This window comes from Pseudomonas sp. NFPP07 (genome assembly GCF_900115645.1).
In the GTDB taxonomy this organism is placed as follows: domain Bacteria; phylum Pseudomonadota; class Gammaproteobacteria; order Pseudomonadales; family Pseudomonadaceae; genus Aquipseudomonas; species Aquipseudomonas chlororaphis.
Genome location: NZ_FOXG01000006.1, coordinates 118,467 through 143,572, shown reverse-complemented (window position 1 = coordinate 143,572; position 25,106 = coordinate 118,467). Strand labels below are relative to the sequence as shown.

Genomic DNA, 25,106 nt, shown 5'->3' with positions numbered 1-25,106 from the left:
CCGACTAATCTTGTTAATGCACCATTTCACCACCGAGGCCCTGCATGAACCGCGACAGTCGTCACCTGGAATCCATCCTCCATCACGACATTCCCCTGACGCGGGACATGGGCCTGAAAGTGCTCGACTGGCACGCGCATGAGCTGCGCCTGCAACTGCCGCTGGAAGCCAACGTCAATCACAAGAGCACCATGTTCGGCGGCAGCCTGTATTGCGGCGCGGTGCTGGCCGGCTGGGGCTGGCTGCATCTGCGGCTGAAAGAAGCGGGGATCGACGACGGGCACATCGTGATTCAGGAAGGGCAGATCAACTACCCGCTACCGGTGACCAGCGACGCCACGGCCATCTGCGCCGCGCCGAGCGAAGAGGTGTGGCACAGGTTCCTGACCATGTATGAGCGCTACGGCCGCGCGCGGCTGATTCTGCACACCCGGGTGGTGAATGCCGGCAGCGATGAAGATGCGGTGCGCTTCACCGGGCAATACGTGCTGCACCGCTGAGCCTGTAGCCGCTGGCGCAGCCTGCGATCGTGGGCCGACTGGCGATATTCTGTCTGACACACCGCGCTGGCCGTTTACGACTGCTGCGCAGCCGATCGCAGGCTACGCCAGCGGCTACAAGGATCAGCCGCGCGCCAGCTCCAGCAAGCGCCCACGCCATGCGGCCTTGGCCGGCAGCGCCAGGAAGAAGCCATTGAGCAGCGACTCCCGCGCCGGGTAGCAGAACGGCGCGCCACTCAGATCCAGCACCTCGCCTCCAGCGCCCTCCAGCACGCCTTGGGCCGCCGCGGTGTCCCACTGCGAGGTCGGCGCCAGTCGCGGATAACAATCCGCCGCGCCTTCGGCCAGCAGGCAGAACTTCAACGAGCTGCCGATGTTCGCCAGCTGCAACTCGCCCAGGGTCGCGCTCAACCCGGCCAGCAGACGCTCCTGCTCGGGGCTGGTATGCCGACGACTGGCGACCACGGTGAAGGCTTCGCCCGCCGTCAGGCTGTCACGCACGTGGATCGCCACCGGCGCCTGGCCCTTGTCCGCGCGCCAGGCCCCAAGGCCGGCGCCGCCGAAATAGCAGCGACCGCTGGTCGGCATCGATACCACGCCGAACACCACCCGGCCGTCTTCGATCAGGGCGATATTGACGGTGAACTCTTCGCTGCCGGAGATGAACTCCTTGGTGCCGTCCAGCGGGTCCACCAGCCACCAGCGCTGCCAGCCGGCACGCACGTCCTGGGGAATGTCGGCGTCTTCTTCGGAGAGCACCGGGATGCTCGGGTCCAGCGCGGTCAGGCCTTGTACGATCAGGTGATGGGCCGCCAGGTCGGCGGCAGTCACCGGCGACTCGTCGGCCTTGCTGGTGACGGCGACGTTGGCACGCCAGAACGGCAGGATCGCCTCGCACGCCTGCAAGGCCAGGTCGATCACCGGCGCCAGCAACGGATGGGGAAAATTCATCGATGGTTCACTCATGCTTGGAAGGCGCCGCGCTGGGTCAGCAGGTCGCGGGCCAGATACAGCGCGGCCAGGGCGCGGCCCTCGGTGAATTGCGGATTCTGCGCCAGGCTCGACAGCTCGCGCAGGTTGATCTTGTCCACGCGCATCGGCTCGGGCTCGTCGCCTTCCAGCCGTTCCTCGTAGAGGTCGGTGGCCAGCACCACCTGGATCTTCTGGCTCATGTAGCCGGGGGACAACGACAGCTCGGTCAGGTGTTCCAGTTGCCGCGCGCCAAAACCGGCTTCCTCCTTGAGCTCACGCTCGGCGGCGGCCAGCACATCCTCGCCAGGCTCGATCAGGCCCTTGGGCAGCGACAGCTCGTAGGCGTCGGTGCCGCCGCAATATTCCTCGACCAGCACCGCATGATCGGCATCGAGCATCGCCACGATCATCACCGCACCATAGCCCGCGCCCTTGCCCACCAGGCGCTCGTAGGTGCGCTCCACACCGTTGGAAAAGCGCAACTGCACCGCTTCGACGCAAAACAGACGGCTGGTGGCGACGATCTCGCGGGCGAGTACGGTGGGTTTCTGGCGCATAAAAGGCTCCTTGGCGTGAACGCGCTACTATAACGCGGCTTTCCCGATTGTTTGTGTCGGATATCTTTCTACCGTTCGAGACGTTTTCCATGCCTTCACTGCCCTGGCGCGACATCGATACCGTTCTGCTGGATATGGACGGTACCTTGCTGGACCTGCACTACGACAACCACTTCTGGATGGAGCACCTGCCCCAGCGCTATGCCGAGCTGCATGGCGTCAGCCGCGCCATGGCGGAAATGGAATTGCAGCCGCTGTTCGAGCGTAACGCCGGACAGTTGCAGTGGTATTGCCTGGACTTCTGGAGCGCCGAACTGAAATTGCCGGTGCGCGAACTGAAGCTGGAGACCGCCCACCTGATCGCCCTGCGCCCGGACGCCGACACCTTTCTCGCGGCGATCAAGCAGGCTGGCAAACGCGTGGTGCTGATCACCAATGCGCACCGCGATTCGTTGTCATTGAAATTGGAAAAAGTCGAGCTGGCGCCCTATTTCGAACGTTTGATCAGTTCCCACGATTACGGCTTCGCCAAGGAGAACCCGCAGTTCTGGGATGCGTTGCAAGCGGATATCGGCTTCGATCCGGCACGCAGCCTGTTTATCGACGATACCCTGCCGATCCTGCGTAGCGCGCGGGATTTCGGCGTGGCTCATCTATTGGCGGTGAGTGAACCGGACAGCCGCAAGGGGCCGAAAGACACGGCAGAGTTTGCCGCGCTGGGGGATTATCGAGCATTGATCGAGGGGCTGTAGAGCAATCCTGTAGCCGCCGCCCCAGGCTGCAATCGACCGTGAAAAGGTCGTAGCGATGTTGATCGCCAAAGGTCCTTCGGACCTTATCGCAGCCTTCGGCAGCGGCTACAGACCGAGCATTACTCAGGAATGCGCAGTACCTGGCCCGGATAGATCTTATCCGGGTGCGACAGCAGCGGCTTGTTGGCCTCGAAGATCTTGTTGTACTTGTTGGCGTCGCCGTACACGGCCTTGGAAATGGCGCTGAGGGTGTCGCCTTTTTTCACGGTGACGAAACGTGCGGCGGCAGCCACAGGACCGGTGACGGTGATCTGATCGTCGACGCTGCCGACACCTTCGATGTTGCCCACGGCCAGCAGAATCTTTTCCTTCTCTTCCTGGCTGGCCACTTCACCGGTCACGATGACCTTGTCGCCTTCCACGGTAGCCTGGACGTTGGGGTTACCCAGGCCGACCTTGGCGATGTGCTCCTTCAGCTGTTCGCCCGCATTGGCGTTACCCGGCGTCAACAAATCAATAAGCTTTTCGCCCGCTTCTTTCACAAAGCTAAAAATACTCATGGTGCACACTCCTTGGGTTTAATAGGTCCAGACGCGAAAGACTAGACCAGCCTTGAGAGACGAGGTTCAAAATCGACCAATGACTCTGTGCACGGCAAGCACGCTAGAATCGCCTCCCCCGCGCCCAGGAAGCGAAGATGGACATCAAGCAGCTGAAATTCCTCATCGCTCTCGACGAAACCCGCCACTTTGGCCAGGCCGCCGCGCGCTGCCACATCACCCAGCCGACCCTGTCCATGCGCCTGCGCAACCTCGAGGAAGAACTCGAGCTGTCGCTGGTCAACCGCGGCCAGCGTTTCGAGGGGTTCACCGCTCCGGGGGAACGGGTGCTGGCCTGGGCCCGCAGCGTGCTGGCCGCCTACGACGGGCTGCAGGCCGAGGCGGCCGCTTGTCGCGGCAATCTGGTCGGCACCCTGCGCCTGGGGGTGGTGCCGCTGTCGAGCTTCGACCCGCTGCCACTGATGCAGCGCCTGCACCAGGCGCACCCGAATGTGCGCTTCGAGTTGTCGGCGCTGAGTTCCGAGCAGATCCTCGAACAGTTGGCGAGCAATCGCCTGGATATCGGCGTTTCCTACCTGGAGCGCCTGGACAGCGAACGCTTCGAAGCCCTGGCCCTGGGCGAAACCCGCATGGGCCTGCTCTACGACCAACGCTTCTTCAGCTTCGGCGAGCAGCCCCTGAGTTGGGAGGCCGTGATCGAACTGCCGCTGGGCATGCTGACCAGCGGCATGCATTTTCGCCAGTCCATCGACCATAACTTCCACAGCCGCGGCCTCACCCCACAACCGCTACTGCAGACCGATGCCGTGCATCAATTGCTACAAGCCGTACATGGCGGCCTGTGCTGCGCGATCATGCCGCTGGACGGCGGCCTGGAAGCCCTCACCGAGCACCTGCGCCTGCAGCCCATAGCAGACGCCAACACCCTGGCGCACCTGGGCCTGATTATGCGCCGCAGCGCACCGCGCTCGGCCCTGGCCGAGGCATGCTTCGCCCTGCAGCAGAAATCACCGAGCGAGTCTTGATCGACGCCATCTATCGGCACATCAGTACTAGCAATTAGACGCGACACTTTGACGCGCTTAGTCTTAGGGCTGGATATTCCGCCGGTGATGCCCCATGAAACCCCAGCGCCCGGCTTGCGCGACGCCTTCTGCGAAAACGCCCGCGCCCGCCGCCAGTCAGAACTACCGCTACAGCAACCTCGACCACACGGAATCGGCCAGCACCGCGCTCGCCGAGGAAGTCGCGCTGGCGATCGCCTATAACGGCATCAGCCAGGCCGTGATGCTGGTCACCCCCAGCGACCTGGAAGACTTCATCGTCGGCTTCAGCCTCGGCAGCGGCATCATCGGCGACGCCTCGGACATCTACGACCTGCAACTGAGCGGCAGCGGTTCGGCCCAGTACGCCCAGGTGCAGATCTCCAGCCGCGCCTTCTGGAACCTCAAGCAACAACGCCGGCAACTGGCCGGTACCAGCGGTTGCGGCCTGTGCGGCGTGGAAGCCGTGGAACAGGCCCTGCCGGACCTCAAGGTGCTGCCCGGCGCGCCGTTGCCGCCCGCCCAGTGGCTCGATGGCCTGCGCCAGCGCATCAGCGCCTTCCAGCCCCTGGGCCAGCACTCCGGCGCGGTGCATGCGGCGGTGTTCATGAACGCCCAGGGCGAGCTGCTGCTGGGGCGCGAAGATATCGGCCGGCACAACGCCCTGGACAAGCTGATTGGCGCATTGATCCGCCAGAACATAGCCACTGCCGGCGGCGTGGCCATCGTCACCAGCCGGTGCAGCCTGGAACTGATCCAGAAAGTCCTGCGTGCCGGCATCCAGACCCTGGTCAGCCTGTCCGCACCCACCGGCCTGGCCCTGCAATGGGCACGCCGGCACAACCTCAACCTCATTCACCTGCCGCAAAAAAGTGCGCCACGGGTCTATAGCCCTGCGATGGAGAAACAAGCGTGACCACTCATCACCAAGCCGACCAGACACCCACCCCGCGCTACAAGCCCTACAAGGGCCCGGCCGGCGGCTGGGGCGCGCTCATCAGCGTCGCCCAGGCCTGGCTGACGAGTGACAACGCCCTGAAAAACCTGCGCATGATGCTCAAGACCAACCAGAACGGCGGTTTCGACTGCCCGGGCTGCGCCTGGGGCGACTCGCCGGAAAGCGGCATGGTCAAGTTCTGCGAGAACGGCGCCAAGGCGGTGAACTGGGAGGCCACCAAACGCCGTGTGGATGGCAAGTTTTTCGCCAAGCACAGCGTCAGCTCGCTGCTGGAGCAGAGCGACTACTGGCTCGAATACCAGGGCCGCCTGACCGAGCCCCTGAGCTACGACGCCGAAACCGACCGCTACAAGCCCATCAGCTGGGAAGCCGCATTCGCCCTGATCGGCAAGCACCTGCGGGCACTGCCCAGCCCGGACATGGCCGAGTTCTACACCTCGGGCCGCGCCAGCAACGAAGCGGCGTACCTGTACCAGCTGTTCGTGCGCGCCTACGGCACCAACAACTTCCCCGACTGCTCGAACATGTGCCACGAAGCCAGCGGCGTGGCCCTGGCACAAAGCGTCGGCGTCGGCAAAGGCACCGTGACCTTCGACGACTTCGAGCATGCCGATGCGATTTTCGTCTGGGGCCAGAACCCCGGCACCAACCACCCTCGGATGCTCGAGCCGCTGCGCGAAGCGGTGAAACGCGGGGCCCAGGTGGTGTGCATCAACCCGCTGAAAGAACGCGGCCTGGAACGCTTCCAGCATCCGCAGCACCCGATCGAAATGCTCACCAACGGCAACAAGCCGACCAACACCGCCTACTTCCGCCCGGCCCTGGGCGGCGACATGGCGGTGGTGCGCGGCATGGCCAAGTTCCTCCTGCAGTGGGAACGCGACGCCCAGAAGACTGGTGCGCCGGCGGTGTTCGATCACGACTTCCTCAACGAACACACCGCCGCCGTGCTGGATTACCTGAGCATCATCGACGACACCCCATGGGACGACATCGTCGAGCAGTCCGGCCTGCCCCTGGTGGAGATCGAGCGCGCGGCGCGCATGTACGCCAAGGGCAAGAACGTGATCATGTGCTGGGCCATGGGCATCACCCAGCATCGCCACTCGGTGCCGACCATCCAGGAGATCGCCAACCTGATGCTGCTGCGCGGCAATATCGGCCGTCCGGGCGCCGGCCTGTGCCCGGTGCGCGGCCACAGCAACGTGCAGGGCGACCGCACCATGGGCATCAACGAACAGCCGCCGGTGGCCTTCCTCGACGCCCTGGAGCGGCGCTTCCAGTTCAAGGTGCCGCGCGAGAACGGCCATAACGTGGTCGAGGCGATCCACGCCATGCTCGAAGGCCGTTCGACAGTCTTCATCGGCCTGGGCGGCAACTTCGCTCAGGCTACCCCGGACAGCCCGCGGACCTTCCAGGCCCTGCGCAACTGCGACCTGACCGTACAGATCAGCACTAAGCTCAATCGCAGCCACCTGGCCCACGGCAAGGAAGCACTGATCCTGCCGTGCCTGGGCCGCACCGACATCGACCTGCAGAGCGAAGGCCCACAAGCGGTGACCGTGGAAGACTCCTTCAGCATGGTCCACGCCTCCAACGGCCAGTTGCAGCCGCTGTCGCCACAGATGCGCTCAGAGCCGTCAATCCTCGCCGGCATCGCCGCCGCTACCCTGGGTAGCCACCCGGTGGACTGGAACTGGCTGGTGGCCGACTACAGCCGTATCCGCGACCTGATCGCCGACACCATTCCCGGCTTCAAGGACTTCAACCAGCGAGTGAAAAACCCTGGTGGTTTCTACCTCGGCAACTCGGCCGGCGCGCGGCGCTGGAACACCCCGTCGGGCCGCGCCAATTTCCGCCCGAACCTGCTGCCCAGGGATCTGGTGCACGAACGCACCCGCGCCACCGGGCAGCTGCCGGACCTGATCATGCAGTCGATGCGCTCCCACGATCAGTACAACACCACTATCTACGGCCTGGACGACCGCTACCGTGGCGTGAAGGGCCAGCGCGACGTGCTGTTCGTCAACGAAGCCGACATCATCCGCCTGGGCTTCAAGCCAGGGCAGAAAGCCGACATCGTCTCGTTGTGGGATGACGGCCGCGAGCGTCGGGTCAAGGGTTTCACCCTGCTGGCCTTCGATATTCCGGCTGGGCAGGCCGCGGCCTATTACCCCGAGGTGAACCCGCTGGTGCCGCTGGAAAGTATCGGGGACGGCAGCTACACCCCGACCTCGAAGTTCGTCGCGATCCGCCTGGAAGCGGCCAGCGACAGCGGCTTGATCATGGCCCGGTCGGCCTGATCGACGAAATCGCTGGCCCTGTAGCCGCTGCCGCAGGCTGCGATAAGGCGCGCAGCGCCTTCCAGGGCCCTCAAGAGCAACGTCTCCTACGGAGCCGATCGCAGCCTGCGGCAGCGGCTACAGTCAGGAAGTTCCAGCAGCGGCGAAATCGCAGGCACAAAAAAGGCCGCTTCCATCCAGAAGCGGCCTTTTCCAAGTAGCTACAGACTCGCAAAAACAGGATAAGTTCCCTACTAAAAACAATAAGTTACGAGATTGTGTACAACTCGTGCTATTCGTCGGATTTCGATTGTAAGCGCCTCAACACAGCCTCAGGATCGCGCCGTCATCCCTTTGAGGCTCCTCTATGAAGTTCTCCTCGATTCTCTTGTTGTCCCTTGGCCTGGTCAGCGGCGTCGCCTCTGCCGGCGGCACCACAGAAGCAGGTGTGGGCGGCGCATTGGGCGGGGTTCTAGGCTCGGTCGTCGGTCAGTCGATTGGTGGCAACACCGGTTCCACCATCGGTGCCGCACTGGGCGGCGCGGGCGGCAGTGCCGTGGGTGCCGACAGACGCAGCCGTGGCGAAGCCGCTATCGGTGGCGCGCTGGGCGCAGCCGGCGGTAACGTGGTCGGTCGCAGCGTGGGGGGCACCACTGGCAGCCTGATCGGCGCAGCCGCGGGCGGTGGCGTCGGCGGCGCACTGGGTAACCACATGGGCAACTCCAGCGATCGTGACGATCGCCGTTACCGCGATCGCGACTACGACGACCGTCGCTACTACCGCGACGGCCATCCAGGTCGTGGCCATGCCTACGGGCATCGCAAGCACAAACGTCACTGGCGCGACTAAGACCTGAAACGGTCGCACCCCGCTGACACAAAGACCGCAGCCTGACGGCAGCTCCTGCCAGACAGGGTTCATCACCCCCGGGATGAACCCCAAGGAGCCGCCCGAAGCAGGCTGCGGTCTTTTTTGTGCCTTACACCAGCAAGCGTTCCAGTGCTGCACGCAGCCCGGCGGGAATCCCTACCGGCTGATTCGATGCCCGATCGACGAACACATGTACGAAGCGCCCCGCCGCGCAGGCATCGGTTTCCCCCGCCTTGAACACCGCCAGCTCGTACTGCACCGAACTGCTGCCCAGCTTGCCGACGCGCAGGCCGATCTCGATGCGCTCGGGGAAAGCGATCGAGGCAAAGTAATCGCAGGCCGAACTCACCACGAAGCCCACCACCTCGCCGTCATGGATATCCAGGCCGCCCTCCTCGATCAGGTAGGTGTTCACCGCCGTGTCGAAGAAGCTGTAGTAGGTGACGTTATTCACATGACCGTACACATCGTTGTCGTGCCAGCGCGTGATGATGGGCTGGAAGTGGCGGTAGTCGGTGCGTTGCGGCATACGGTCGGTCATTGGCGGGTTCTCGAAGGCGAGGTGTCTGGAAGGCAACCATGATGGGGTCGATCAGGCGACGCCTATTTCAACCGATGGCCCGGTGATCGGCAAACCCTTTGCCAGCCTGCACCAGCTCGTCAATCAACCGCGCCGGCTTCCAGTGCGCGCCCGACTCGGCTTGCAGCCGCAGCAGCCCCTGCTGGATAGACACCAGCCCCTGCCGGTCCGCCCAGCTCATCGGCCCGCCCTTGTCCGCCGGAAAGCCATAACCGTTGAGGTACACCAGGTCGATGTCGTGGGCCGAGCCAGCAATGCCTTCCTCGAGAATCTTCGCGCCTTCGTTGACCAGCGCCAGCAGGCAGCGCTCGAGGATTTCCTCGGGACCGATGTCGCGACGACGGTAGCCCAGGCCTTCGCTGACTTCCTGAACCAGGGCATCGACCTGCACATCGTGCTCGGCCTGACGGCTGCCGGGCTCGTAGTGGTAATAACCCTTGCCACTCTTCTGGCCAAAACGACCCGCCTCGCACAGGCGATTATCCACCTGCACTTCGTGCGCCTCCTGGCCTTTGCCGGCCAGCTGCCGGGCGCGCCATTCCAGGTCGATGCCGACCACGTCGTACATGCGGAACGGGCCCATGGCAAAACCGAAACCCTGCAATGCGGCATCCACCTGATAAGGGAAAGCCCCTTCCAGCAACATCTTGCGCGCCTCCAGCACATAGGTGCGCAACATGCGGTTGCCGATGAATCCAGGGCAGTTGCCGGACACCACACTGACCTTGCCCATGCGCTCGCCCAGCGCCAGCGCAGCCTCGAGCACCTGCGGCGCAGTCGCGGCGCCCCGCACGATTTCCAGCAGCTTCATGATGTGGGCCGGGCTGAAGAAGTGCAGACCCAGCACCTGTCTTGGGCGCCGGGTGACCGCGGCGATGGCGTCGATATCCAGCGCCGAGGTATTGCTGGCGAGGATCGCCCGCGGCTGGAGCAGGCCATCGAGTTCGCGGAAGATTTGCTGCTTCAGCTCGAGGTTCTCGTAGATCGCCTCGATCACCAGATCCACATCGCGGATCGCCGGATAATCCGCCGCCGCGCTTATCCGGGCCCGGCGCGCATCGGCCTCTGCCTGATCGATCCGCCCCTGACGCACGTTGTGTGCATAAGTCTCGGTCACCGCTGTCAGCGCCTGTTCGAGCATCTGCGGATTGTTGTCCACCCACTGCACCGCGACCCCGGCATTGGCCAGGCACATCACGATCCCGCGGCCCATGGTCCCGGCACCGATCACCGCGGCGCGCTGAATATCGATCTGGCTCATAGTGGCTCCCCTGTAGGTGGCTCAAAGACGCAAACCACCATAATCAGGCCCAGGGCATTTTTGAAATTTATTCCTGTGATGAGCGGCATTCAGCAGATGGATCGGGCAGGTATCAATCCTGGAGGTGATGTTCGGCCCAATCGCGCACTTCGGCGTAGGGATAATCCTCGAGCACCGCGAAACCCGGGATCGACCGCGCCTTGAGTTTGGTGAACAGCGGCACGCTGATCCCACAGAGAAAGCGCGTCAGCCGTTCCGCCCCTGGAACCGTGCCGCTGTATTGGTGGTGCCTGTGGATAAATTCGCCACACAGCGCTTCGAAGTTTTTATCCACAAGCGCGGGCAAGGCTGGCGGCTCCGGCAGGCGGGCCACCTGGCCATGGCATACCGAGCAATGCCCGCACCGCCGCGGTGCCTGGTCGTCGCCGAAATACTGCGCCAGGCGATACCCAAGGCACTGCTCGGTGGCGAACAGTGCGAGCATCGCGTGGATCCGCGCGATCTCGCTGCTTTCGTGCTGTTTGAAGTAGGCGTGCAGTTGCTGGCTCAGGGTCGCGGCATCGCAGCCCGTCTCCAGCAGGTTGTAGACCTCGGTCATCTGCTTGCTTTCCAGCTCGACCCAGCCCTTTTCCTGGAAGTAGTCCAGGGCCTTCACCACCCGGTTACGCTCGGCCTGATGCTGCTGATACAGCGCGTCGAAATTCACCGTGGCCCAGGTTCGGGCACGGCTGGAGGTCTCGATGATCGCCGCCACGAAGTCGCGGCGCTCACCTTCGAAACGCGCCAGCAGCGCCTGCGGTTCCTCAAGGAACTTGAAGCGGTATTCGGCGAAGTAGGCATAACGCGGCGCGATCAGGCCACGCAGCTCCAGCTGCACCAGCAAGGTCTTGAGCGGCAGCTGGCGAATGTTGCTCTGGTCCGCCAGCGGCCCCAGCAGGAATTCCCATTGCCCGTCAGGCGCGGCGCCCTGCAACTCGTCCAGCACACAACGAATGCCTTCCAGCTCCGGCGTGTCGCCGTAGACGAAGTTTTCCAGCACGTTGAGGCTGTCGCGGTTGGCCAGCACCAGGCAGTCCGAAGGTTGGCCATCACGCCCGGCGCGGCCAATTTCCTGGCTGTAGTTCTCGATGGATTTGGGCAGGTCGAAATGCACCACATTGCGGATGTCGCTCTTGTCGATGCCCATGCCGAAAGCGATGGTGGCGACGATGCAATTGGACTGGCCCGCCATGAACTGACGCTGGATGGCTTCGCGCTGCTCATGGGGCAGACCGGCGTGATAAGCCTGGGCCTGAATGCCGTTGCGACTCAGATGCTCGGCGATGTGCTCGGCGGTTTTCTGCAAGGTGACATAGACGATGCTCGGCTGCCCGGGACGCTCGCTCATCCACTGCACCAGGCGCCGGCGCTTGTCCTGGCCGCGCACCGGTTCCACCAGCAGGTTGAGGTTGGGCCGGTAGAAACCGGTAGTCACCACATCCTGCCCGGCGATGGCGAATTTCGCCTGCATGTCGGCGATCACCTTGGGCGTGGCGGTAGCGGTCAGCAGCAGTGCCTGGGGAATATTGAACTGGCGCTGGTAGTCCGGCAGCTTGAGGTAGTCGGGGCGAAAGTTATGGCCCCATTCGGAGATGCAGTGCGCCTCGTCCACCACCAGCAGGGAGATCCGCACCTGCTGCAGGAAGTTACGAAAACGCTCGTTCTTCAGGCGCTCCACCGAGATCATCAGGATCTTCAGCTCACCGGAGCGCGCCCGCGCCATGACCTCGTTGGCGTCGTCGCGGCTCTGCGCCGAATCGATGCTCGCCGCGGCGATGCCGTGCCGCTGCAGGAACGCCAGCTGGTCCTGCATCAGCGCCAGCAACGGCGAGACCACCAGGGTCAGGTGCGGCAGCAGCAAGGCCGGCAGCTGGTAGCACAGCGACTTGCCGGAGCCCGTGGGAAAGATCGCCGCCGCCGAGCGCCCGGCCAGCACGGCGCTGACCGCCGCCTCCTGGCCGGGACGGAACTGTGGATAACCGAAGACCTGTTCGAGGGTGTTGTGCATGAGCTGTCACTCCTTTGACCGCTGACGTGCCTTGAAGCCTAGCGCGGCCAGTCAGCGGGTCGAGAAAAGGTCGGGAGGAAAAGGATACGGGATGATACAGGGGGACGGAGAACGGCGTTCGGCTGGGGATGACGCGGAGTTTTTCAGGGTGTATCGCAAGCCATCGGGCACCGGTCGATGCGCGATGGCTCGCGATAGAAATCGTGCTCTTAGCGCGTCGCGCGGCAATCCACCCACTTCACGCCATTGCTCTTGTTCGCGGCGATCAGCGCCGGCACTGCGGCAGGCGCCTTGTTGTGAATGTCGTGGAACAGAATGATCCCCCGGCGCCACAGCAGCATCAGCGTCTGCACCCGCTGGCTCGCCGCGCTGGCGCTGATGCTCTTGCTCCAGTCCTGGGAGTCGACGCCCCAGAGCATTACCTTGATGCCCTGAGCCTTGAAGAACGCCGGGCTGTCGCTCGAACGCTGGCCATAAGGCGGACGGAACAGCGGCTGGTAGTCATCCGGCAAGGTGCCACGCACCAGGGTCGCGGAACGGGTGATGGACTGCTGCCATTCGCTCCAGGCGCTGTGGGACTTGTGCGCCCAGCCATGCAGGGCAACGCACTGACCGCTGTACAACTCGCGCATTTGCGCCGGCGACGACTTGCGCAGACGTGCCTGGAACGGCTCGCCCAGGACGAAGAACAATCCGTGCAGGTCATTGGCCCGCAGCACGTTGGCCAGCGTATCGGTGTGGCCACCCGCGGCCGTCGGGCCGTCGTCAAAGGTCAGTAGAAACTGCCGATCCGTCAATTCGTCGCCCATCAGCTCGGCGCTGTCGAAACGCTCGATCTCACTGCTGATCTTCGGGAACAACGCCGCCAGGCGCAGCTGTTCGTTCAGATACTGCTCATGAAACTGCCGGCTTGCCTGGGTCCAGGCGTCATAGGCCGGGCTGACCGTCCCGGTGAAGCCCTGGGCCAGTTGTCGCAAGTCATCCAGGTTACGCACCGGCGGGCAGAAGGCGGCACCTTCACAGTCCTGGCTGGCGCTGTGGTAACTGCTGAGCAGGCGTATCCAGAAGCGATCGCGCACTTGCTCGACCGAATGATGGTCCAGCGCCTTGACGCCCAGGCGCTGCTTGAGGCTCGCATCGTCCAGCGCCTCGCTGGCCAGCAGGACCTTGCCGAACATCAGGATTTCCGCGCGCGAGGCGGTATCGAAGCCCGCTTGCGTGGCCAGCGAACCCGGCCAGGTGCTGCGGTCGATAGTGGCGAACACCATCGGGCCGGCAGCCTGGGAAACGGCCGTCCACAGGGACAACATCAATGCAACAACCAGAACCCGCATAACAACCTCCATAAATGCATAACGCGCCGTGGGACGGCGCGTTATGGGGGTCAGATCAACACCCGTGAATCAACGGTTTTGCACACGCTCGATGGCTTTGTCGTACACCGGGTTGGCCTTCTGCTGCTTGGCCAACTGATAGTGACGCAGCGCATCGGCGAACTGGCCGGCCGCTTCGTAGATCCGCGCGATGTTGTAGTAGGAACTGGCGCGCACGGTGGCCGCCGAGTTGCCGCTGGCCAGGGCGATGGCCTTGCGGTTGGCCCAGATCGACTCGGCAGTGTTGCCGGCTTTCTGATAGGCCAGGCCGAGGTTGCTGTAGGCCTGACCGTAGCCGTTGTTCAGCTCGATGGCCTGACGGTAGAAGTCGATGGCCTGCTGCAGGTTACCGGCGTGGTAAGCCTCTTCGCCCTTGCGGTTCAGGGTTTTCGCATCGGCTTGCGCGCTGCTGCTGACGGCGACAGCGGCCACTTCCACTTTGTCGTCGAGCAGCGGCGATACTTCGTTCAGCACGTCCTGCGCATCGACGGTCACGCCGCTGAGGGTGTTGATGTCCTGGAAGTCGCCATTGCCGGTCATGCGGAACACGGTCCACAGGTTACCGCTGCGGTCCTGCGGCACGTAGTAGGTGCGCACCAGCGACTGGCCCATGTACACGAACACCTTGGCCTGGCTGGCAGAGAGCTGGCGGGACGCCGGGCGGCCCTGGTTGCTGTAGTCATGCACCGCGTACACATAGCTTTCGCCGTAGTGTTTCTTTTCCAGGGTGATGGTTTCCGGGCCGTAGCTGTCGACATCGTCGACGTCCAGGTGGGCGTCATCGCCTTGCTGGTTGCGGAAGTAGATGTTGTTGCCCGGGAAGATCATGTGCGAATCGAGATCGCTGGGGTTCGCGCCCCAGGTCAGCACCACGCGCAGACCGTCGAGGTTCTGCATCACCGGGCTGATGGCATAGGTCATGCCGCTGCACGGGCACTTGACCACCAGGTTGGAATAGCCGGGTTTCTTGATGATCAGCAGGTTGCTGGGGTCATCGGCAAAGTCGGTGGTCAGGGTCACCTGGCCTTGAGCATTGGTACGACCAACCACGCTCTGTGCGCCATTGCGCTGCACCAGCACTTCGGCGTCGGCGATCTTCTGGTCCTTGACCACCGCACTCAGCACCTCGACCGGCAGCTGCTGCGCCGTCACCGAAAACGCCAATGCCCACAACGAAAAAATCGAAGTCACGCGAAACAATCGCATACCTAATTCCCTTTAAGTGTATGAAGTCGGCGCACAAGGGCGCCCGGCAGATTTGGCGGGCACGATACACAGGTTTTTCGGGATGTGCTTGCTAATCCATTGGGAAAGATGGGGGCTGCGGGAACTCCTGAAGTTTGCTGAGGGGCCGGGATGGCAAAACCTTTTCAGACAGATTTGAAACCGGGCAAACCATTAGCCGCTCGCCACGCTTTAACGACACCGATTACACCTTCAGGACTATCGTCCACACCCTCGTCGGGGTAGAAGAGAATCCCATTTCCACGCGGGTGCTGAATCATCTTATCGATGTGATCGACGAGGCTCTGGTAGTCAGCTTCCGTGTCACTTTCCCCATTGAACAGAGTATTCAGCAAAGTCATGAACTCATCCTCGGTATAGTCTTCCAGCCGGCTTTTGAGCTTCATCGCTGCTATCTCCTATCTTCAGCATGAATTTGAATGTGTCTTTTTGGGGTAGTTACTCGAAGGTTATCTATATCGTAAAGCTCACCGCCCTTTGCCAAGTGCTCAACGTGATGCAACTCGTACACTTTACGGCCACCGGCTTGCTCCGAAGGAGTTGGATAGGGGGAATAACCATTTTTCATGTTGGCCTGATTGATCCTGCCAAATTGGCGGCTTAACTCAGGGGTATTTCCCACTGCGGTCCAAAATGCCTTTCTGAAAACATCGAAGCTGCTGAATTTTTTGCCTCGGAGCTGGTCAGCAACACTTTGGGGTATAGGAGCACCTTGATCCCTAGCAGCACCGGCAAGCCATGCCCCCAGGACATCCTCCCCCTGCCCAGTTACCACACCCGACCCGCGCCGCACACTTAACACCACATACAGCGGCCGCACACCTGACCCCGGCGGAAACACCAGAATAAAATCCCGATACTTCGGCGGATAAATCGGGCTGACGATGATCCGCTCCGCCGCTTCTGTCGGCGGGAAAATCCAGATCGGTGGTGTCTGTGGCGCCGCTTCCAGCGGTGGTATCCCTGTAGTGTTCGAGGGGTCCACAGACGGGGTCCAGGTGAGAGTGATGCCATCCCCCAGGTCGGCCACTTGCTGCTCATCACGAGCCTCGAATTCAGCCACCGGAATCATTTCCCACTCGCGGCGCCCCTGGGTGTTGAAACCGTAGCCCTTGAGGCTGCCATCAGCCTGCTGTTCAACCCGCAGGCGCAAGCGGGTGCGGGCTTGCTTGAGGTTGCGTAGTTGCTCTTCGCTGTACAGCGCGCCGTCACCCAGGCTCGATGGAGCGAGCAAGGCCACCAGTCCCAGCAATGCACCGGCCGCCACGCCCGAGGAGATCAGCCCCAAGCCACTGCCGGTGGTGCCAGAGCCCACGGAGACACCGCCCAGGGTCAAGGCACCGAGATTGGCCGGCAGCACGCCGCTGATGCGCTTGAGGGGCACGCGCCCACCCGCCTCGACCTCGCGACCACCCAGCAGCGTCAACGCGCCGTAATTCGCCACCGCATCGGTCGGAATAAAGCCTGTCGGGGTGATGTAATCGATGACGGCATCCGGCAGCTTGCACGACTTGGCGAATACGCAACCGATGAGCGCTGGTTGTGACTCAACTCGGGTAATCGGCAGCCGGTCCTCATAGGCCTGCTGGCGAGCGAGCATCTGCTCATAGTGCTTTTGCGCTTTGTCACGCTCGGCCAGCTCGCTCGCGGTCATATCGCGCAAGCGGCGATAACCACCGCCGTCAGCGTCGTAGTGCTGCCATACCTGGGGCACATCCTTGTTGCGGGCCATAGTCCTTTGCTCGGTCGCCTGGGAAACCCCGGCCTTCAACCGGGGGATCTCACGTTAACCAGTGCGAGGGGACCTTGGCTGTCAGGCAAATCCGAGCTGGTCGAGCGACTTTTCTTTTTCGTTCATGCCCTGCGATTGGCCCTAAACGGTCTACGACAGGACACAAGGATTTACCTTACAAGTCACGTCGAATACGGCTTATTGAGTCGCGCGGACAAGCCGCCTAGTGTTTGAACAGGACTGAATGACGCCCACAAAAAAGCCGCCCCGAAGGGCGGCTTCTTGAACCACTTGCCCGATGCTTACAGCTTCGGACCGGCAGCCTTGATGGCGTCGCTCACGTCGAACTTCTTGAAGTTCTCGATGAACAGGCCGGCCAGGGCCTTGGCGGCCTCGTCGTAGGCGGCTTTGTCAGCCCAGGTGTTGCGTGGGTTGAGCAGGCCGGTTTCGACGCCTGGAACGACCAACGGCACGTCCAGGTTGATGGTGTCCAGGTGCTCGGTCTCGGCACCGACCAGAGCGCCGCTCTGGATGGCGGCGATCACGCCACGGGTGGTCGGGATGTTGAAGCGCTTGCCAACGCCGTAGCCACCGCCGGTCCAGCCGGTGTTGACCAGGTAGACCTTGGAGCCGAAGCCGCGGATGCGCTTGATCAGCAGCTCTGCGTAAACGCCTGCCGGACGCGGGAAGAACGGTGCGCCGAAGCAGGTGGAGAATGTGGACTTGATGCCAGCGCCCGAGCCCATTTCGGTCGAGCCCACCAGAGCGGTGTAGCCGGACAGGAAGTGATAGGCAGCTTGTTCTTCGCTGAGGATCGAGACTGGCGGCAGCACGCCGGTCAGGTCGCAGGTCAGGAAGATCACGGCGTTCGGCTCGCCACCGAGGTTTTTCTCGGAACGCTTCTCGACGTGCTCCAGCGGGTAGGCGGCGCGGCTGTTCTGGGTCAGGCTGCCATCGGCGTAGTCAGCCTTCTTGGCGTCGTCCAGCACAACGTTTTCCAGCACGGCGCCATGCTTGATGGCTTTCCAGATGACCGGCTCGTTCTTCTCGGACAGGTCGATGCACTTGGCATAGCAACCGCCTTCGATGTTGAACACCACGCCCTCGCCCCAGCCGTGCTCGTCGTCACCGATCAGGTAACGGCTTTCATCGGCGGACAGGGTGGTCTTGCCGGTGCCGGACAAGCCGAAGAACAGGGTTACATCGCCTTCTTCGCCAATGTTGGCGGCGCAGTGCATCGGCAGCACGTCGGCGGCCGGCAGCAGGAAGTTCTGTACCGAGAACATGGCTTTCTTCATTTCACCGGCGTAGCGCATGCCGGCGATCAGCACTTTTTTCTGAGCGAAGTTGAGGATCACACAACCGTCGGAGTTGGTGCCGTCACGCTCAGGAACGCATTCGAAGTTGGCAACGTTGAGCACCTGCCACTCGTCACGGCCAGCCGGGTTGTACTGGGCCGGGTTGATGAACAGGCAACGACCGAACAGGTTCTGCCAGGCAGTCTGGGTGGTCATCTTCACGGCCAGGTAGTGCTCGTCGGAAGCACCTACATGCACATGGGAAACAAAATGCTCTTGCGCGTTGTTGAACGCCTCGACGCGAGCCCACAGGGCATCGAACTTGTCGGCCGGGAACTTGCGGTTGATCGGGCCCCAGGCGATAGCGTCCTGGGTGCTCGGCTCTTCAACGATGAAACGATCGACTGGCGAACGGCCGGTACGGTGACCGGTACGAACAACCAGCGCGCCGGTATCGGCAAGCTCGCCTTCACCGCGCTTCAGGGCTTCTTTGACCAGATCATCAACACTCAGATCGGTGTACACGGCGTTATTGGCTTGCGTCATGAGGTTCCCCGTCGGCCAGTGGCCGAGTGCTCCAAACGTTTTGTAGTAGAAAGTCGTGCACTACTACCGCGAAAAAAGTGCGCCGGATTATGCCAGAAAAGCCCAAAAAGAGTAGGGCCCTCCCGTCAGAACGGCGTTAATCCGGCGCTTGCCAGGTGATTTACCTGCGCTGAACCGTTTTAGTGACGAGTATCTGACGGCGACTCGACACCTGCTCCGGCGAACAATTGGCTGATATCGGCCGCATCGAACAGGTAGCGCTCGTTGCAGAACTGGCAATCGATCTCGATGCTGCCGCCGTGTTCGACCACCAGCTTCTGCGCATCTTCCAGACCCAGACTGACCAGCGCATTGCCCGAGCGTTCCCGCGAGCAGCTGCAACGGAAGCGCAACGGCTGCACATCGAACAGGCGCACGGCTTCTTCATGGTAGAGGCGATGGAGCACGGTTTCGTTGTCCAGGCTCAGCAGTTCGTCGGCGGTCAGGGTGCTGCCCAGCGCGGTGATGTGCTGCCAGCTGGCGGCGCGCTCTTCTTCATCCTTGAGGCGGTCGGCCGGCAGTTGCTGCAGCAGCAGGCCACGGGCGCGACGACCGTCGGCGTGCAGCCAGAAACGGGTGCCGACTTGCTGGGACATGACGAAATAGTTGGTGAAGCATTCCGACAGGGTGGCGCCATCCAGGTCGACGATGCCCTGATAGCGCTGGCCGTGGGTCGGGTCGACGGTCAGGGCCAGCACGCCATTGGGCATCAGGTCGGCCAGGTTCGCATCCGGGGCGATCTGCTCCGCGTCGTAGCGGGCCAGACCACGGATCTCGCGCTCGCTGGAGCACTCGATCATCAGCAATGGCACCGGGCCTTCGGAACGGGCCTGGAGGATCAGCAAGCCATCGAACTTCAGCGTGCCGACCAGCAGCGCGGCCGCCGCCATCAGCTCGCCGAGCAGTTGCGCGACCGGCTCCGGGTAAGCGTGTTTGGCGAGGACTTCGGCATAGCTGCGCTCCAACGCCACCAGCTCGCCGCGGGCGTCGCTGTCATCGAAGATGAAGCGTTGGGTGAAGTCGGTATCCGGCAAATGAGTCATAGGTTTGGGTATCTGAAGTGATGACAAAATGGTTACAAGATATGAAAATTGCGTTTTTTTGCACTGTTACGGTGCGCGATTTTCTGCCATTGGAGGCATTTTATGAACAATCCGGGTTTGTTCCAAGCAAGGTGGAACCTCGGCAAGCTGGTGTTGTGCAATTTGCTCCCTCTGGCACTGCTGGGTTTCTGGTTATGGCCAAGCGGGCACATGCTTTGTGTGATGTTCGACGAATGGCTGTTCCGCCTGCTGAATGCTCCCCTTGCGAGCAACTCCACCTGGCTGCATATCTGGGCCGTGGCCAGCCTGCGGCCTTTCGACGCGATAGTCGGGCTGATCCTGCTGACCCTTTTGATCCGCGGTGACTGGGTGTTCAAGGCCGTGGACGTGCGCCGGGCCTTTTTCGGCTTCCTGTCGATCCTGGTCTTGATGCTGATTATCCGCCTGTTGTTCTCCAGGCTCGCCGACGCCATGGGCTGGCAGCACGACAGCCCGTCGATGATGCTCCAGGATGCCGTGCACATGAGCGACTATTTCCCGCACTGGGAAAAAACCTGGGAGCTAAAGGACCGTTCCAGCCAGAGCTTCCCCGGTGACCACGCCTCGGTGCTGCTGATCTGGGCGCTGTTCATGAGTGTATTCAGCCGTGGCGTCGGCCAATTCCTGGTGATCTGGGGCCTGACCCTGCTGTTCATGATGCCGCGCCTGGTGGCCGGCGCGCACTGGGGCCAGGACGACTATATCGGTGGCGTGCTGCTGGCGGTCTGGGCACTCGGCTGGGGCTACTACACCCCGTACGCGGCCAAGGCCTCGGACTTCCTGCTGCGGGCGACCAACCCGCTGTTCAATCTGCTGGGCAAGCTGCCGTTGCTGTCGCGCCTGAGCGTGGTGCGGGCGGCCTGACTCTTCGGATTTGCTGCTTGTCACGGCTTTGCCGCGGATCGCGAGCAAGCTCGCTCCTACAGGGGTTGAGCGGTGCGCCGGCTGTGTAGGAGCCAGCTTGCTGGCGATTGAACCCGCAGGGTTCAGAAGGCCAAGGGTCTATTCGCTGCTGCGGAATTTGAACAGGTCGCGCCGCTGTTTCTTGGTCGGCTTGCCGTCGGTGCTCACACCCAGGGCGCCGGCCTTGCGCAGGGCCGCGGCGTTTTCCCGCTTGGCGATGCTGGCTGCGGTTTCCGTATAGAGAGCCTGCGCCTCCGGCGCCCCACGGCGCACGATCGACAGGGCCTGGACCACCACGGTGCGCTCGTCGAAGCCGGTGCGTATCTCATACTCGTCGCCGATCCTCGGCTCCTTGCCCGGTTTGCAGCGCTCGCCACGGTGATGCACCTTGCCGCTTTCGATGGCGGCCTTGGCCAGCGCACGGGTCTTGTAGAAGCGCGCCGCCCACAGCCATTTGTCCAGACGGACCTTGTCGTCGTCTTCGGCTTTTTGTGCCATGGCATGTCCTCATTCTGAAATATTTTCGAACTGTACTACCGTTTCTCCCGTGCCATGAATTGCGATGGCTCGGTTTAGAATGCGAGGCTCTGCAGCAGCCCGTCCGGGCGCTGTGGATCCGGGCCTAGATATCTGTCGCCTTTTACCCATTATTCTGCGTGAATACCGCGAATTCGGCCGCTTGACGGTACGAGCGGGTTCCTCAGCGGTTGAGCACATTTGAAGACATTTGACCATTTGACCGTCGTGGGTCTGCGCGAGTGGGTGGCGCTTCCGGATTTGGGAGTCGCCGGCCTGCGCGCCAAGATCGATACCGGCGCCAGCACCTCCAGCCTGCATGCCACCGAGATCGAGCCGTTCGAGCGCGACGGTGAGCAGTGGGTGCGCTTCAACGCGCACCTGGGCAGCGTGGTGCAGTTGCGTCACCGGCGTTGCGAAGCACCGCTGGTGGCGATGAAAACCATTAAAAGCTCCAACGGCCAGGCACAGGTGCGCTACGTGATCAGCACCACCCTGGCGCTCGGGGATCGGGTCTGGCGGGTGGAGTTCACCCTCGCCTGCCGCAAGGCCATGCGCTATCGCCTGTTGCTCGGTTCCAAAGCCCTGATCGATGGCCAGTTGGTGGTCAATCCAGGGATCAAATACGTTCAAGACAAACCGGTGTTCCCGGTGTCCACTACCTCTGCCACAGGTGTTGCATGAAGATCGCTGTGCTGTCGCGTAACCCGCGTCTGTATTCCACTCGTCGCCTGGTCGAAGCCGGCACCGAGCGTGGCCATGAAATGGTGGTGGTCGACACCCTGCGCGCCTATATGAACATTGCCAGTCACAAACCGCAGATCCACTACCGCGGCAAGCCGCTGGAGGGTTTCGATGCGGTGATTCCACGGATCGGCGCCTCGGTGACCTTCTACGGCTGCGCGGTGCTGCGCCAGTTTGAAATGATGGGTGTGTTCCCGCTCAACGAGTCGGTGGCCATCGCCCGCTCGCGGGACAAGCTGCGCTCGTTGCAACTGTTGTCCCGGCGCGGTATCGGCCTGCCGGTGACCGGCTTCGCCCACTCGCCGGACGACATTCCCGACCTGATCGAGATGGTCAACGGCGCCCCCCTGGTGATCAAGGTGCTGGAAGGCACCCAGGGCATAGGCGTGGTGCTGTGCGAAACCGCCACCGCGGCCGAGTCGGTGATCGAGGCCTTCATGGGCCTGAAGCAGAACATCATGGTCCAGGAGTACATCAAGGAAGCCGGCGGCGCCGACATCCGCTGCTTTGTGGTCGGCGACAAGGTGATTGCCGCGATGAAGCGCCAGGCCAAGCCCGGCGAGTTCCGCTCCAACCTGCACCGTGGCGGCAGCGCCAGCCTGATCAAGATCACCCCGGAAGAACGCATGACCGCCCTGCGCGCGGCCAAGGTCATGGGCCTGAGCGTGGCGGGCGTGGATATCCTGCGCTCGAACCACGGGCCGCTGGTGATGGAAGTGAATTCCTCGCCGGGCCTGGAAGGCATCGAGACCACCACGGGCAAGAACGTGGCGGGGATCATCATCGAGCACATCGAGAAAAACGGTGGCCCGAACATGACCCGGACCAAGGGCAAGGGATAAAGGCAGCGGCAAGCTTTTAGCGGCAAGCTGCAAGAGAAAAGCGACTCCTCACTTGCCGCTTATAACTTGTAGCTTGCCGCTTGTAGCTGCCTTCAGACCGCATCCCTGGGCAGCAACAATCCCAACGGCAAGCGCACCCGCGCTTCCAAGCCACCATCGGCGCGGTTGCGCAATTCGACATTGCCGCCGTGCATCGAGGCGATCCGCTTGACGATGGCCAGGCCCAGGCCGGTGCCCTTGCCACCCCGGGCACGGTCGCCGCGGGTGAAGGGGTTGAAGATCGCTTCCAGCTCCGACGGGTCGATGCCCGCGCCACGGTCCATCACACTCAGCACCACATAAGGCGCGCTGGTGTCGCCCGACACATAGGCCGCGACTTCGACTTCCGTCCCAGCATGGTTCAACGCGTTGCCGATCAGGTTGTTCAACAGGCGCTTCATCGACACCCGACGCAGTGGGAACGGCGGGATCGGCTCCAGGCGCAGGCGCACCTTTTCATCGTTCTGGTTGTAGGGCGCCGCCACTTCACGCACCAGGTCGCTGAGATCGACCTCCTCCACCGATTCGTCGCGGCCGTCGCGGATAAAGGCCAGGAACTGGTCGAGAATCGCGTCCATGTCTTCGATGTCGCGAACCATGTCGTCGGTCAGGTCGTTGTGGCTGCCCATCAACTCCAGCGACAGGCGCAGGCGGGTCAGCGGCGTGCGCAGGTCGTGGGACACCCCCGCCAGCATCAGCTCGCGTTCGCGCCCGGCCTGTTCCACATCCTCGGCCATCTGGTTGAAGGCGCGGTACACCTCGGTCATCTCGCTCGGCGTATCGCTGATCGGCAGGCGCACGCTGCGCCCCTGCCCCAGTTGCCGGGCGGCATAGACCAGGCGCTTGAGTGGCTGGTTGAGCTGGCTGACGAAGATCCACGCCGACGCCGTGGACAACAGGCCGATGGCCAGGAACCAGCCGAGCACGCTCCAGATCTTCTGCCCCCGCAACGGATGCGGATACAGCGGCACTTTCAGCCAGCCGTCACCCAGGCTCGGCGCGCGCACCCAGAGCGCAGGCGGCGCATGCATGCGCAGGCGCACTTCAGTGTCGGCGCCCAGTTCGGCCTGCATCTGCCGCTGATAGATCTCGCTGTAGGGCCAATGCTGCTCGCCCGCCGGCACACCGCTGCCGACCACCTTGATCAGCCCGGCGGCCTCGGCGATCTGGTCGCGGTTGGATTCGTCGGCGGCCCAATAGGCGCGCAGGGTCAGGGCCACGCCGTGGCTGTACTGGCGGTCCACCAGCACGTCCTCGTTCATCAGCAGATAAACCAGGGTCAGCGCCTTGGAGAACAGCACCACGATCAGCACCAGCCAGAGGGTGCGGGAGAAGAAGCTTTGCGGGAACCACAGCGGGGTTTTCATAAACAGCCATTACACGCTTTGCAGGAGCGAGTCGCGCTCGCAGAGTTGCGGAATGCGAGCGCCCGGGTCGTTTGCCGGCCCGGGCGCTCGCTCCTACAAATCATCGGTCACTTGGTGGTGGTGCCATCCGGCACGAACACATAACCCACGCCCCAGACCGTCTGGATATAACGCGGCTTGGACGGATCGGGTTCGATCATCCGGCGCAGGCGGGAGATCTGCACGTCGATGGAACGCTCCAGGGCATCCCACTCACGGCCACGGGCCAGGTTCATCAGTTTGTCGCGGGTCAGCGGCTGGCGAGCGTTCATCACCAGGGCCTTGAGCACCGCGAACTCACCGGTGGTGAGCATGTGCACTTCGGCGCCGCGCTTGAGTTCGCGGGTGGCCAGGGACAGTTCGTAGTCGCCGAAGGTGACGTTCTCGTCCTCGCTGCCCGGCGCGCCCGGCACCGGAGCCGACTGGCGACGCAGCACGGCCTTGACCCGCGCCATCAGCTCGTCGGGGTTGAATGGCTTGGCCAGGTAGTCGTCGGCGCCCAGTTCCAGGCCCTTGATGCGGCTCAGCTCGTCGCCCTTGGCGGTGAGCATGATGATCGGGATCTGGTTGTTCGCACTGCGCAGGCGGCGGCATGCGGTCAGGCCGTCTTCGCCAGGCAGCATCAGGTCGAGGACGACCAGGTTGAAGACTTCGCGCCCCAGCAGACGGTCCATCTGCTCGGTGTTGGGAACCGCGCGGGCACGGTAGCCCTTGCTGACGAAGAAGCGCTCCAGCAGGCTGCTCAGCCCGGGGTCGTCGTCAACAATAAGAATTTTTTCGCCTTCGGCAGTTTGTGCAGTGCTGCTCATCAGATGCTCCTTTTATCTCGGTGCGCATTATGGCGTAGCTGCCGTTATACGCACCGTGTGCATTGTTAGCAGATTTTTCCTCTACCGCCAGAAAACCCGCCGTCGGCCGCCAGTGGGCCGATACCCCTGAAGACTGGAACGCTGGTTAT

General features: G+C 62.7%; 24 protein-coding genes. 9 read left to right on the top strand and 15 right to left on the bottom strand.

Annotated elements, in window-relative coordinates; genetic code table 11:
• Positions 1-44: 44 nt before the first annotated feature.
• Positions 45-500 (top strand): YiiD C-terminal domain-containing protein, encoded by a 456-nt coding sequence (locus BM019_RS16570; protein WP_062823983.1) that lies wholly within the window; start codon positions 45-47, stop codon positions 498-500.
• Between the two features lie 123 nt (positions 501-623).
• On the opposite strand, the gene cysQ is transcribed toward BM019_RS16570, so the two are convergent.
• Both cysQ and nudE read right to left on the bottom strand, forming a co-directional pair.
• Positions 624-1,451, bottom strand: coding sequence for a 3'(2'),5'-bisphosphate nucleotidase CysQ (gene cysQ, locus BM019_RS16565; protein WP_092418935.1), 828 nt, complete (start codon positions 1,449-1,451; stop codon positions 624-626).
• Between the two features lie 11 nt (positions 1,452-1,462).
• Complete coding sequence (gene nudE, locus BM019_RS16560; RefSeq protein ID WP_007931715.1) at positions 1,463-2,029, bottom strand: ADP compounds hydrolase NudE; 567 nt, start codon at positions 2,027-2,029, stop codon at positions 1,463-1,465.
• Between the two features lie 89 nt (positions 2,030-2,118).
• Here nudE and yrfG point away from each other — a divergent pair, with 89 nt between their 5' ends.
• Positions 2,119-2,781, top strand: coding sequence for a GMP/IMP nucleotidase (gene yrfG, locus BM019_RS16555; protein WP_007931717.1), 663 nt, complete (start codon positions 2,119-2,121; stop codon positions 2,779-2,781).
• 119 nt (positions 2,782-2,900) lie between these two features.
• Here the strand turns inward: yrfG and lysM are convergent, their stop codons facing one another.
• Positions 2,901-3,341 carry a peptidoglycan-binding protein LysM gene (gene lysM, locus BM019_RS16550; RefSeq protein ID WP_009041716.1) on the bottom strand — a complete coding sequence of 147 codons (441 nt, stop codon included), beginning with the start codon at positions 3,339-3,341 and terminating at the stop codon, positions 2,901-2,903.
• Positions 3,342-3,478: 137 nt separating this feature from the next.
• On the opposite strand from lysM, the gene BM019_RS16545 reads away from it, so the two are divergent.
• From BM019_RS16545 to BM019_RS16530, 4 genes are all read left to right on the top strand, one after another.
• Complete coding sequence (locus BM019_RS16545) at positions 3,479-4,366, top strand: LysR family transcriptional regulator (protein WP_062823986.1); 888 nt, start codon at positions 3,479-3,481, stop codon at positions 4,364-4,366.
• Between the two features lie 94 nt (positions 4,367-4,460).
• Complete coding sequence (gene fdhD, locus BM019_RS16540) at positions 4,461-5,300, top strand: formate dehydrogenase accessory sulfurtransferase FdhD (protein ID WP_092418934.1); 840 nt, start codon at positions 4,461-4,463, stop codon at positions 5,298-5,300.
• Positions 5,297-7,645 carry an FdhF/YdeP family oxidoreductase gene (locus tag BM019_RS16535; protein WP_092418933.1) on the top strand — a complete coding sequence of 783 codons (2,349 nt, stop codon included), beginning with the start codon at positions 5,297-5,299 and terminating at the stop codon, positions 7,643-7,645. The genes fdhD and BM019_RS16535 overlap by 4 nt, the downstream gene beginning before the upstream one ends.
• Before the next feature lie 346 nt (positions 7,646-7,991).
• On the top strand, positions 7,992-8,474 hold the full coding sequence (locus BM019_RS16530) for a glycine zipper domain-containing protein (protein WP_007931726.1): 483 nt from the start codon (positions 7,992-7,994) through the stop codon (positions 8,472-8,474).
• A gap of 130 nt (positions 8,475-8,604) precedes the next feature.
• Here the strand turns inward: BM019_RS16530 and BM019_RS16525 are convergent, their stop codons facing one another.
• The 9 genes from BM019_RS16525 to hslO all read right to left on the bottom strand — a co-directional run bounded on the left by BM019_RS16525 (position 8,605) and on the right by hslO (position 19,659).
• Positions 8,605-9,036, bottom strand: a complete 432-nt coding sequence (locus BM019_RS16525; RefSeq protein ID WP_092418932.1) for an acyl-CoA thioesterase — start codon at positions 9,034-9,036, stop codon at positions 8,605-8,607.
• 67 nt (positions 9,037-9,103) lie between these two features.
• The gene (locus BM019_RS16520) at positions 9,104-10,336 is read right to left on the bottom strand and encodes a 3-hydroxyacyl-CoA dehydrogenase (protein ID WP_092418931.1); all 1,233 of its coding nucleotides are present in this window, start codon (positions 10,334-10,336) and stop codon (positions 9,104-9,106) included.
• A 112-nt stretch (positions 10,337-10,448) separates the two neighbouring features.
• Positions 10,449-12,383: a RecQ family ATP-dependent DNA helicase gene (locus BM019_RS16515; RefSeq protein WP_092418930.1), complete on the bottom strand. Its 1,935-nt coding sequence runs from the start codon at positions 12,381-12,383 to the stop codon at positions 10,449-10,451.
• A gap of 209 nt (positions 12,384-12,592) precedes the next feature.
• Positions 12,593-13,717: a polysaccharide deacetylase family protein gene (locus tag BM019_RS16510; protein ID WP_092418929.1), complete on the bottom strand. Its 1,125-nt coding sequence runs from the start codon at positions 13,715-13,717 to the stop codon at positions 12,593-12,595.
• Positions 13,718-13,786: 69 nt separating this feature from the next.
• Positions 13,787-14,962, bottom strand: coding sequence for a tetratricopeptide repeat protein (locus BM019_RS16505; RefSeq protein WP_092418928.1), 1,176 nt, complete (start codon positions 14,960-14,962; stop codon positions 13,787-13,789).
• 164 nt (positions 14,963-15,126) lie between these two features.
• A complete protein-coding gene (locus tag BM019_RS16500; RefSeq protein ID WP_085533390.1) occupies positions 15,127-15,387 on the bottom strand; it encodes a bacteriocin immunity protein in 261 nt (86 codons plus the stop codon).
• A gap of 5 nt (positions 15,388-15,392) precedes the next feature.
• Positions 15,393-16,733, bottom strand: a complete 1,341-nt coding sequence (locus tag BM019_RS16495) for an S-type pyocin domain-containing protein (protein WP_092419159.1) — start codon at positions 16,731-16,733, stop codon at positions 15,393-15,395.
• Positions 16,734-17,035: 302 nt separating this feature from the next.
• Positions 17,036-18,577: a phosphoenolpyruvate carboxykinase gene (locus tag BM019_RS16490; RefSeq protein ID WP_092418927.1), complete on the bottom strand. Its 1,542-nt coding sequence runs from the start codon at positions 18,575-18,577 to the stop codon at positions 17,036-17,038.
• Between the two features lie 179 nt (positions 18,578-18,756).
• Entirely contained in the window at positions 18,757-19,659 is a 903-nt protein-coding gene (gene hslO, locus BM019_RS16485) for an Hsp33 family molecular chaperone HslO (protein WP_092418926.1), read from the bottom strand.
• Between the two features lie 102 nt (positions 19,660-19,761).
• Between hslO and BM019_RS16480 the strand changes: the two genes are divergently transcribed.
• A complete protein-coding gene (locus BM019_RS16480; protein WP_087089598.1) occupies positions 19,762-20,562 on the top strand; it encodes a phosphatase PAP2 family protein in 801 nt (266 codons plus the stop codon).
• Between the two features lie 138 nt (positions 20,563-20,700).
• Here BM019_RS16480 and BM019_RS16475 read toward each other — a convergent pair whose 3' ends face one another.
• Complete coding sequence (locus BM019_RS16475; RefSeq protein WP_009041701.1) at positions 20,701-21,099, bottom strand: RNA-binding S4 domain-containing protein; 399 nt, start codon at positions 21,097-21,099, stop codon at positions 20,701-20,703.
• Positions 21,100-21,318: 219 nt separating this feature from the next.
• Here BM019_RS16475 and BM019_RS16470 point away from each other — a divergent pair, with 219 nt between their 5' ends.
• Positions 21,319-21,801: a retropepsin-like aspartic endopeptidase RimB gene (locus tag BM019_RS16470; protein WP_007931742.1), complete on the top strand. Its 483-nt coding sequence runs from the start codon at positions 21,319-21,321 to the stop codon at positions 21,799-21,801.
• Complete coding sequence (gene rimK / locus BM019_RS16465; RefSeq protein ID WP_007931744.1) at positions 21,798-22,703, top strand: 30S ribosomal protein S6--L-glutamate ligase; 906 nt, start codon at positions 21,798-21,800, stop codon at positions 22,701-22,703. The genes BM019_RS16470 and rimK overlap by 4 nt, the downstream gene beginning before the upstream one ends.
• Positions 22,704-22,795: 92 nt before the next feature.
• Here the strand turns inward: rimK and BM019_RS16460 are convergent, their stop codons facing one another.
• Both BM019_RS16460 and ompR read right to left on the bottom strand, forming a co-directional pair.
• Entirely contained in the window at positions 22,796-24,109 is a 1,314-nt protein-coding gene (locus BM019_RS16460; RefSeq protein ID WP_009041700.1) for an ATP-binding protein, read from the bottom strand.
• Positions 24,110-24,216: 107 nt separating this feature from the next.
• Positions 24,217-24,957 carry an osmolarity response regulator transcription factor OmpR gene (gene ompR, locus BM019_RS16455; RefSeq protein WP_007925257.1) on the bottom strand — a complete coding sequence of 247 codons (741 nt, stop codon included), beginning with the start codon at positions 24,955-24,957 and terminating at the stop codon, positions 24,217-24,219.
• Positions 24,958-25,106 lie beyond the last annotated feature (149 nt).

What these genes read in the sequence shown, in the direction of transcription:
- BM019_RS16570 (WP_062823983.1), top strand. Translation starts at nt 45, where the DNA reads ATGAACCGCGACAGTCGTCACCTGGAATCCATCCTCCATCACGACATT.
- cysQ (WP_092418935.1), bottom strand. Translation starts at nt 1,451, where the DNA reads ATGAATTTTCCCCATCCGTTGCTGGCGCCGGTGATCGACCTGGCCTTG.
- nudE (WP_007931715.1), bottom strand. Translation starts at nt 2,029, where the DNA reads ATGCGCCAGAAACCCACCGTACTCGCCCGCGAGATCGTCGCCACCAGC.
- yrfG (WP_007931717.1), top strand. Translation starts at nt 2,119, where the DNA reads ATGCCTTCACTGCCCTGGCGCGACATCGATACCGTTCTGCTGGATATG.
- lysM (WP_009041716.1), bottom strand. Translation starts at nt 3,341, where the DNA reads ATGAGTATTTTTAGCTTTGTGAAAGAAGCGGGCGAAAAGCTTATTGAT.
- BM019_RS16545 (WP_062823986.1), top strand. Translation starts at nt 3,479, where the DNA reads ATGGACATCAAGCAGCTGAAATTCCTCATCGCTCTCGACGAAACCCGC.
- fdhD (WP_092418934.1), top strand. Translation starts at nt 4,461, where the DNA reads ATGAAACCCCAGCGCCCGGCTTGCGCGACGCCTTCTGCGAAAACGCCC.
- BM019_RS16530 (WP_007931726.1), top strand. Translation starts at nt 7,992, where the DNA reads ATGAAGTTCTCCTCGATTCTCTTGTTGTCCCTTGGCCTGGTCAGCGGC.
- BM019_RS16525 (WP_092418932.1), bottom strand. Translation starts at nt 9,036, where the DNA reads ATGACCGACCGTATGCCGCAACGCACCGACTACCGCCACTTCCAGCCC.
- BM019_RS16520 (WP_092418931.1), bottom strand. Translation starts at nt 10,336, where the DNA reads ATGAGCCAGATCGATATTCAGCGCGCCGCGGTGATCGGTGCCGGGACC.
- BM019_RS16515 (WP_092418930.1), bottom strand. Translation starts at nt 12,383, where the DNA reads ATGCACAACACCCTCGAACAGGTCTTCGGTTATCCACAGTTCCGTCCC.
- BM019_RS16510 (WP_092418929.1), bottom strand. Translation starts at nt 13,717, where the DNA reads ATGCGGGTTCTGGTTGTTGCATTGATGTTGTCCCTGTGGACGGCCGTT.
- BM019_RS16505 (WP_092418928.1), bottom strand. Translation starts at nt 14,962, where the DNA reads ATGCGATTGTTTCGCGTGACTTCGATTTTTTCGTTGTGGGCATTGGCG.
- BM019_RS16500 (WP_085533390.1), bottom strand. Translation starts at nt 15,387, where the DNA reads ATGAAGCTCAAAAGCCGGCTGGAAGACTATACCGAGGATGAGTTCATG.
- BM019_RS16495 (WP_092419159.1), bottom strand. Translation starts at nt 16,733, where the DNA reads ATGGCCCGCAACAAGGATGTGCCCCAGGTATGGCAGCACTACGACGCT.
- BM019_RS16490 (WP_092418927.1), bottom strand. Translation starts at nt 18,577, where the DNA reads ATGACGCAAGCCAATAACGCCGTGTACACCGATCTGAGTGTTGATGAT.
- hslO (WP_092418926.1), bottom strand. Translation starts at nt 19,659, where the DNA reads ATGACTCATTTGCCGGATACCGACTTCACCCAACGCTTCATCTTCGAT.
- BM019_RS16480 (WP_087089598.1), top strand. Translation starts at nt 19,762, where the DNA reads ATGAACAATCCGGGTTTGTTCCAAGCAAGGTGGAACCTCGGCAAGCTG.
- BM019_RS16475 (WP_009041701.1), bottom strand. Translation starts at nt 21,099, where the DNA reads ATGGCACAAAAAGCCGAAGACGACGACAAGGTCCGTCTGGACAAATGG.
- rimK (WP_007931744.1), top strand. Translation starts at nt 21,798, where the DNA reads ATGAAGATCGCTGTGCTGTCGCGTAACCCGCGTCTGTATTCCACTCGT.
- BM019_RS16460 (WP_009041700.1), bottom strand. Translation starts at nt 24,109, where the DNA reads ATGAAAACCCCGCTGTGGTTCCCGCAAAGCTTCTTCTCCCGCACCCTC.
- ompR (WP_007925257.1), bottom strand. Translation starts at nt 24,957, where the DNA reads ATGAGCAGCACTGCACAAACTGCCGAAGGCGAAAAAATTCTTATTGTT.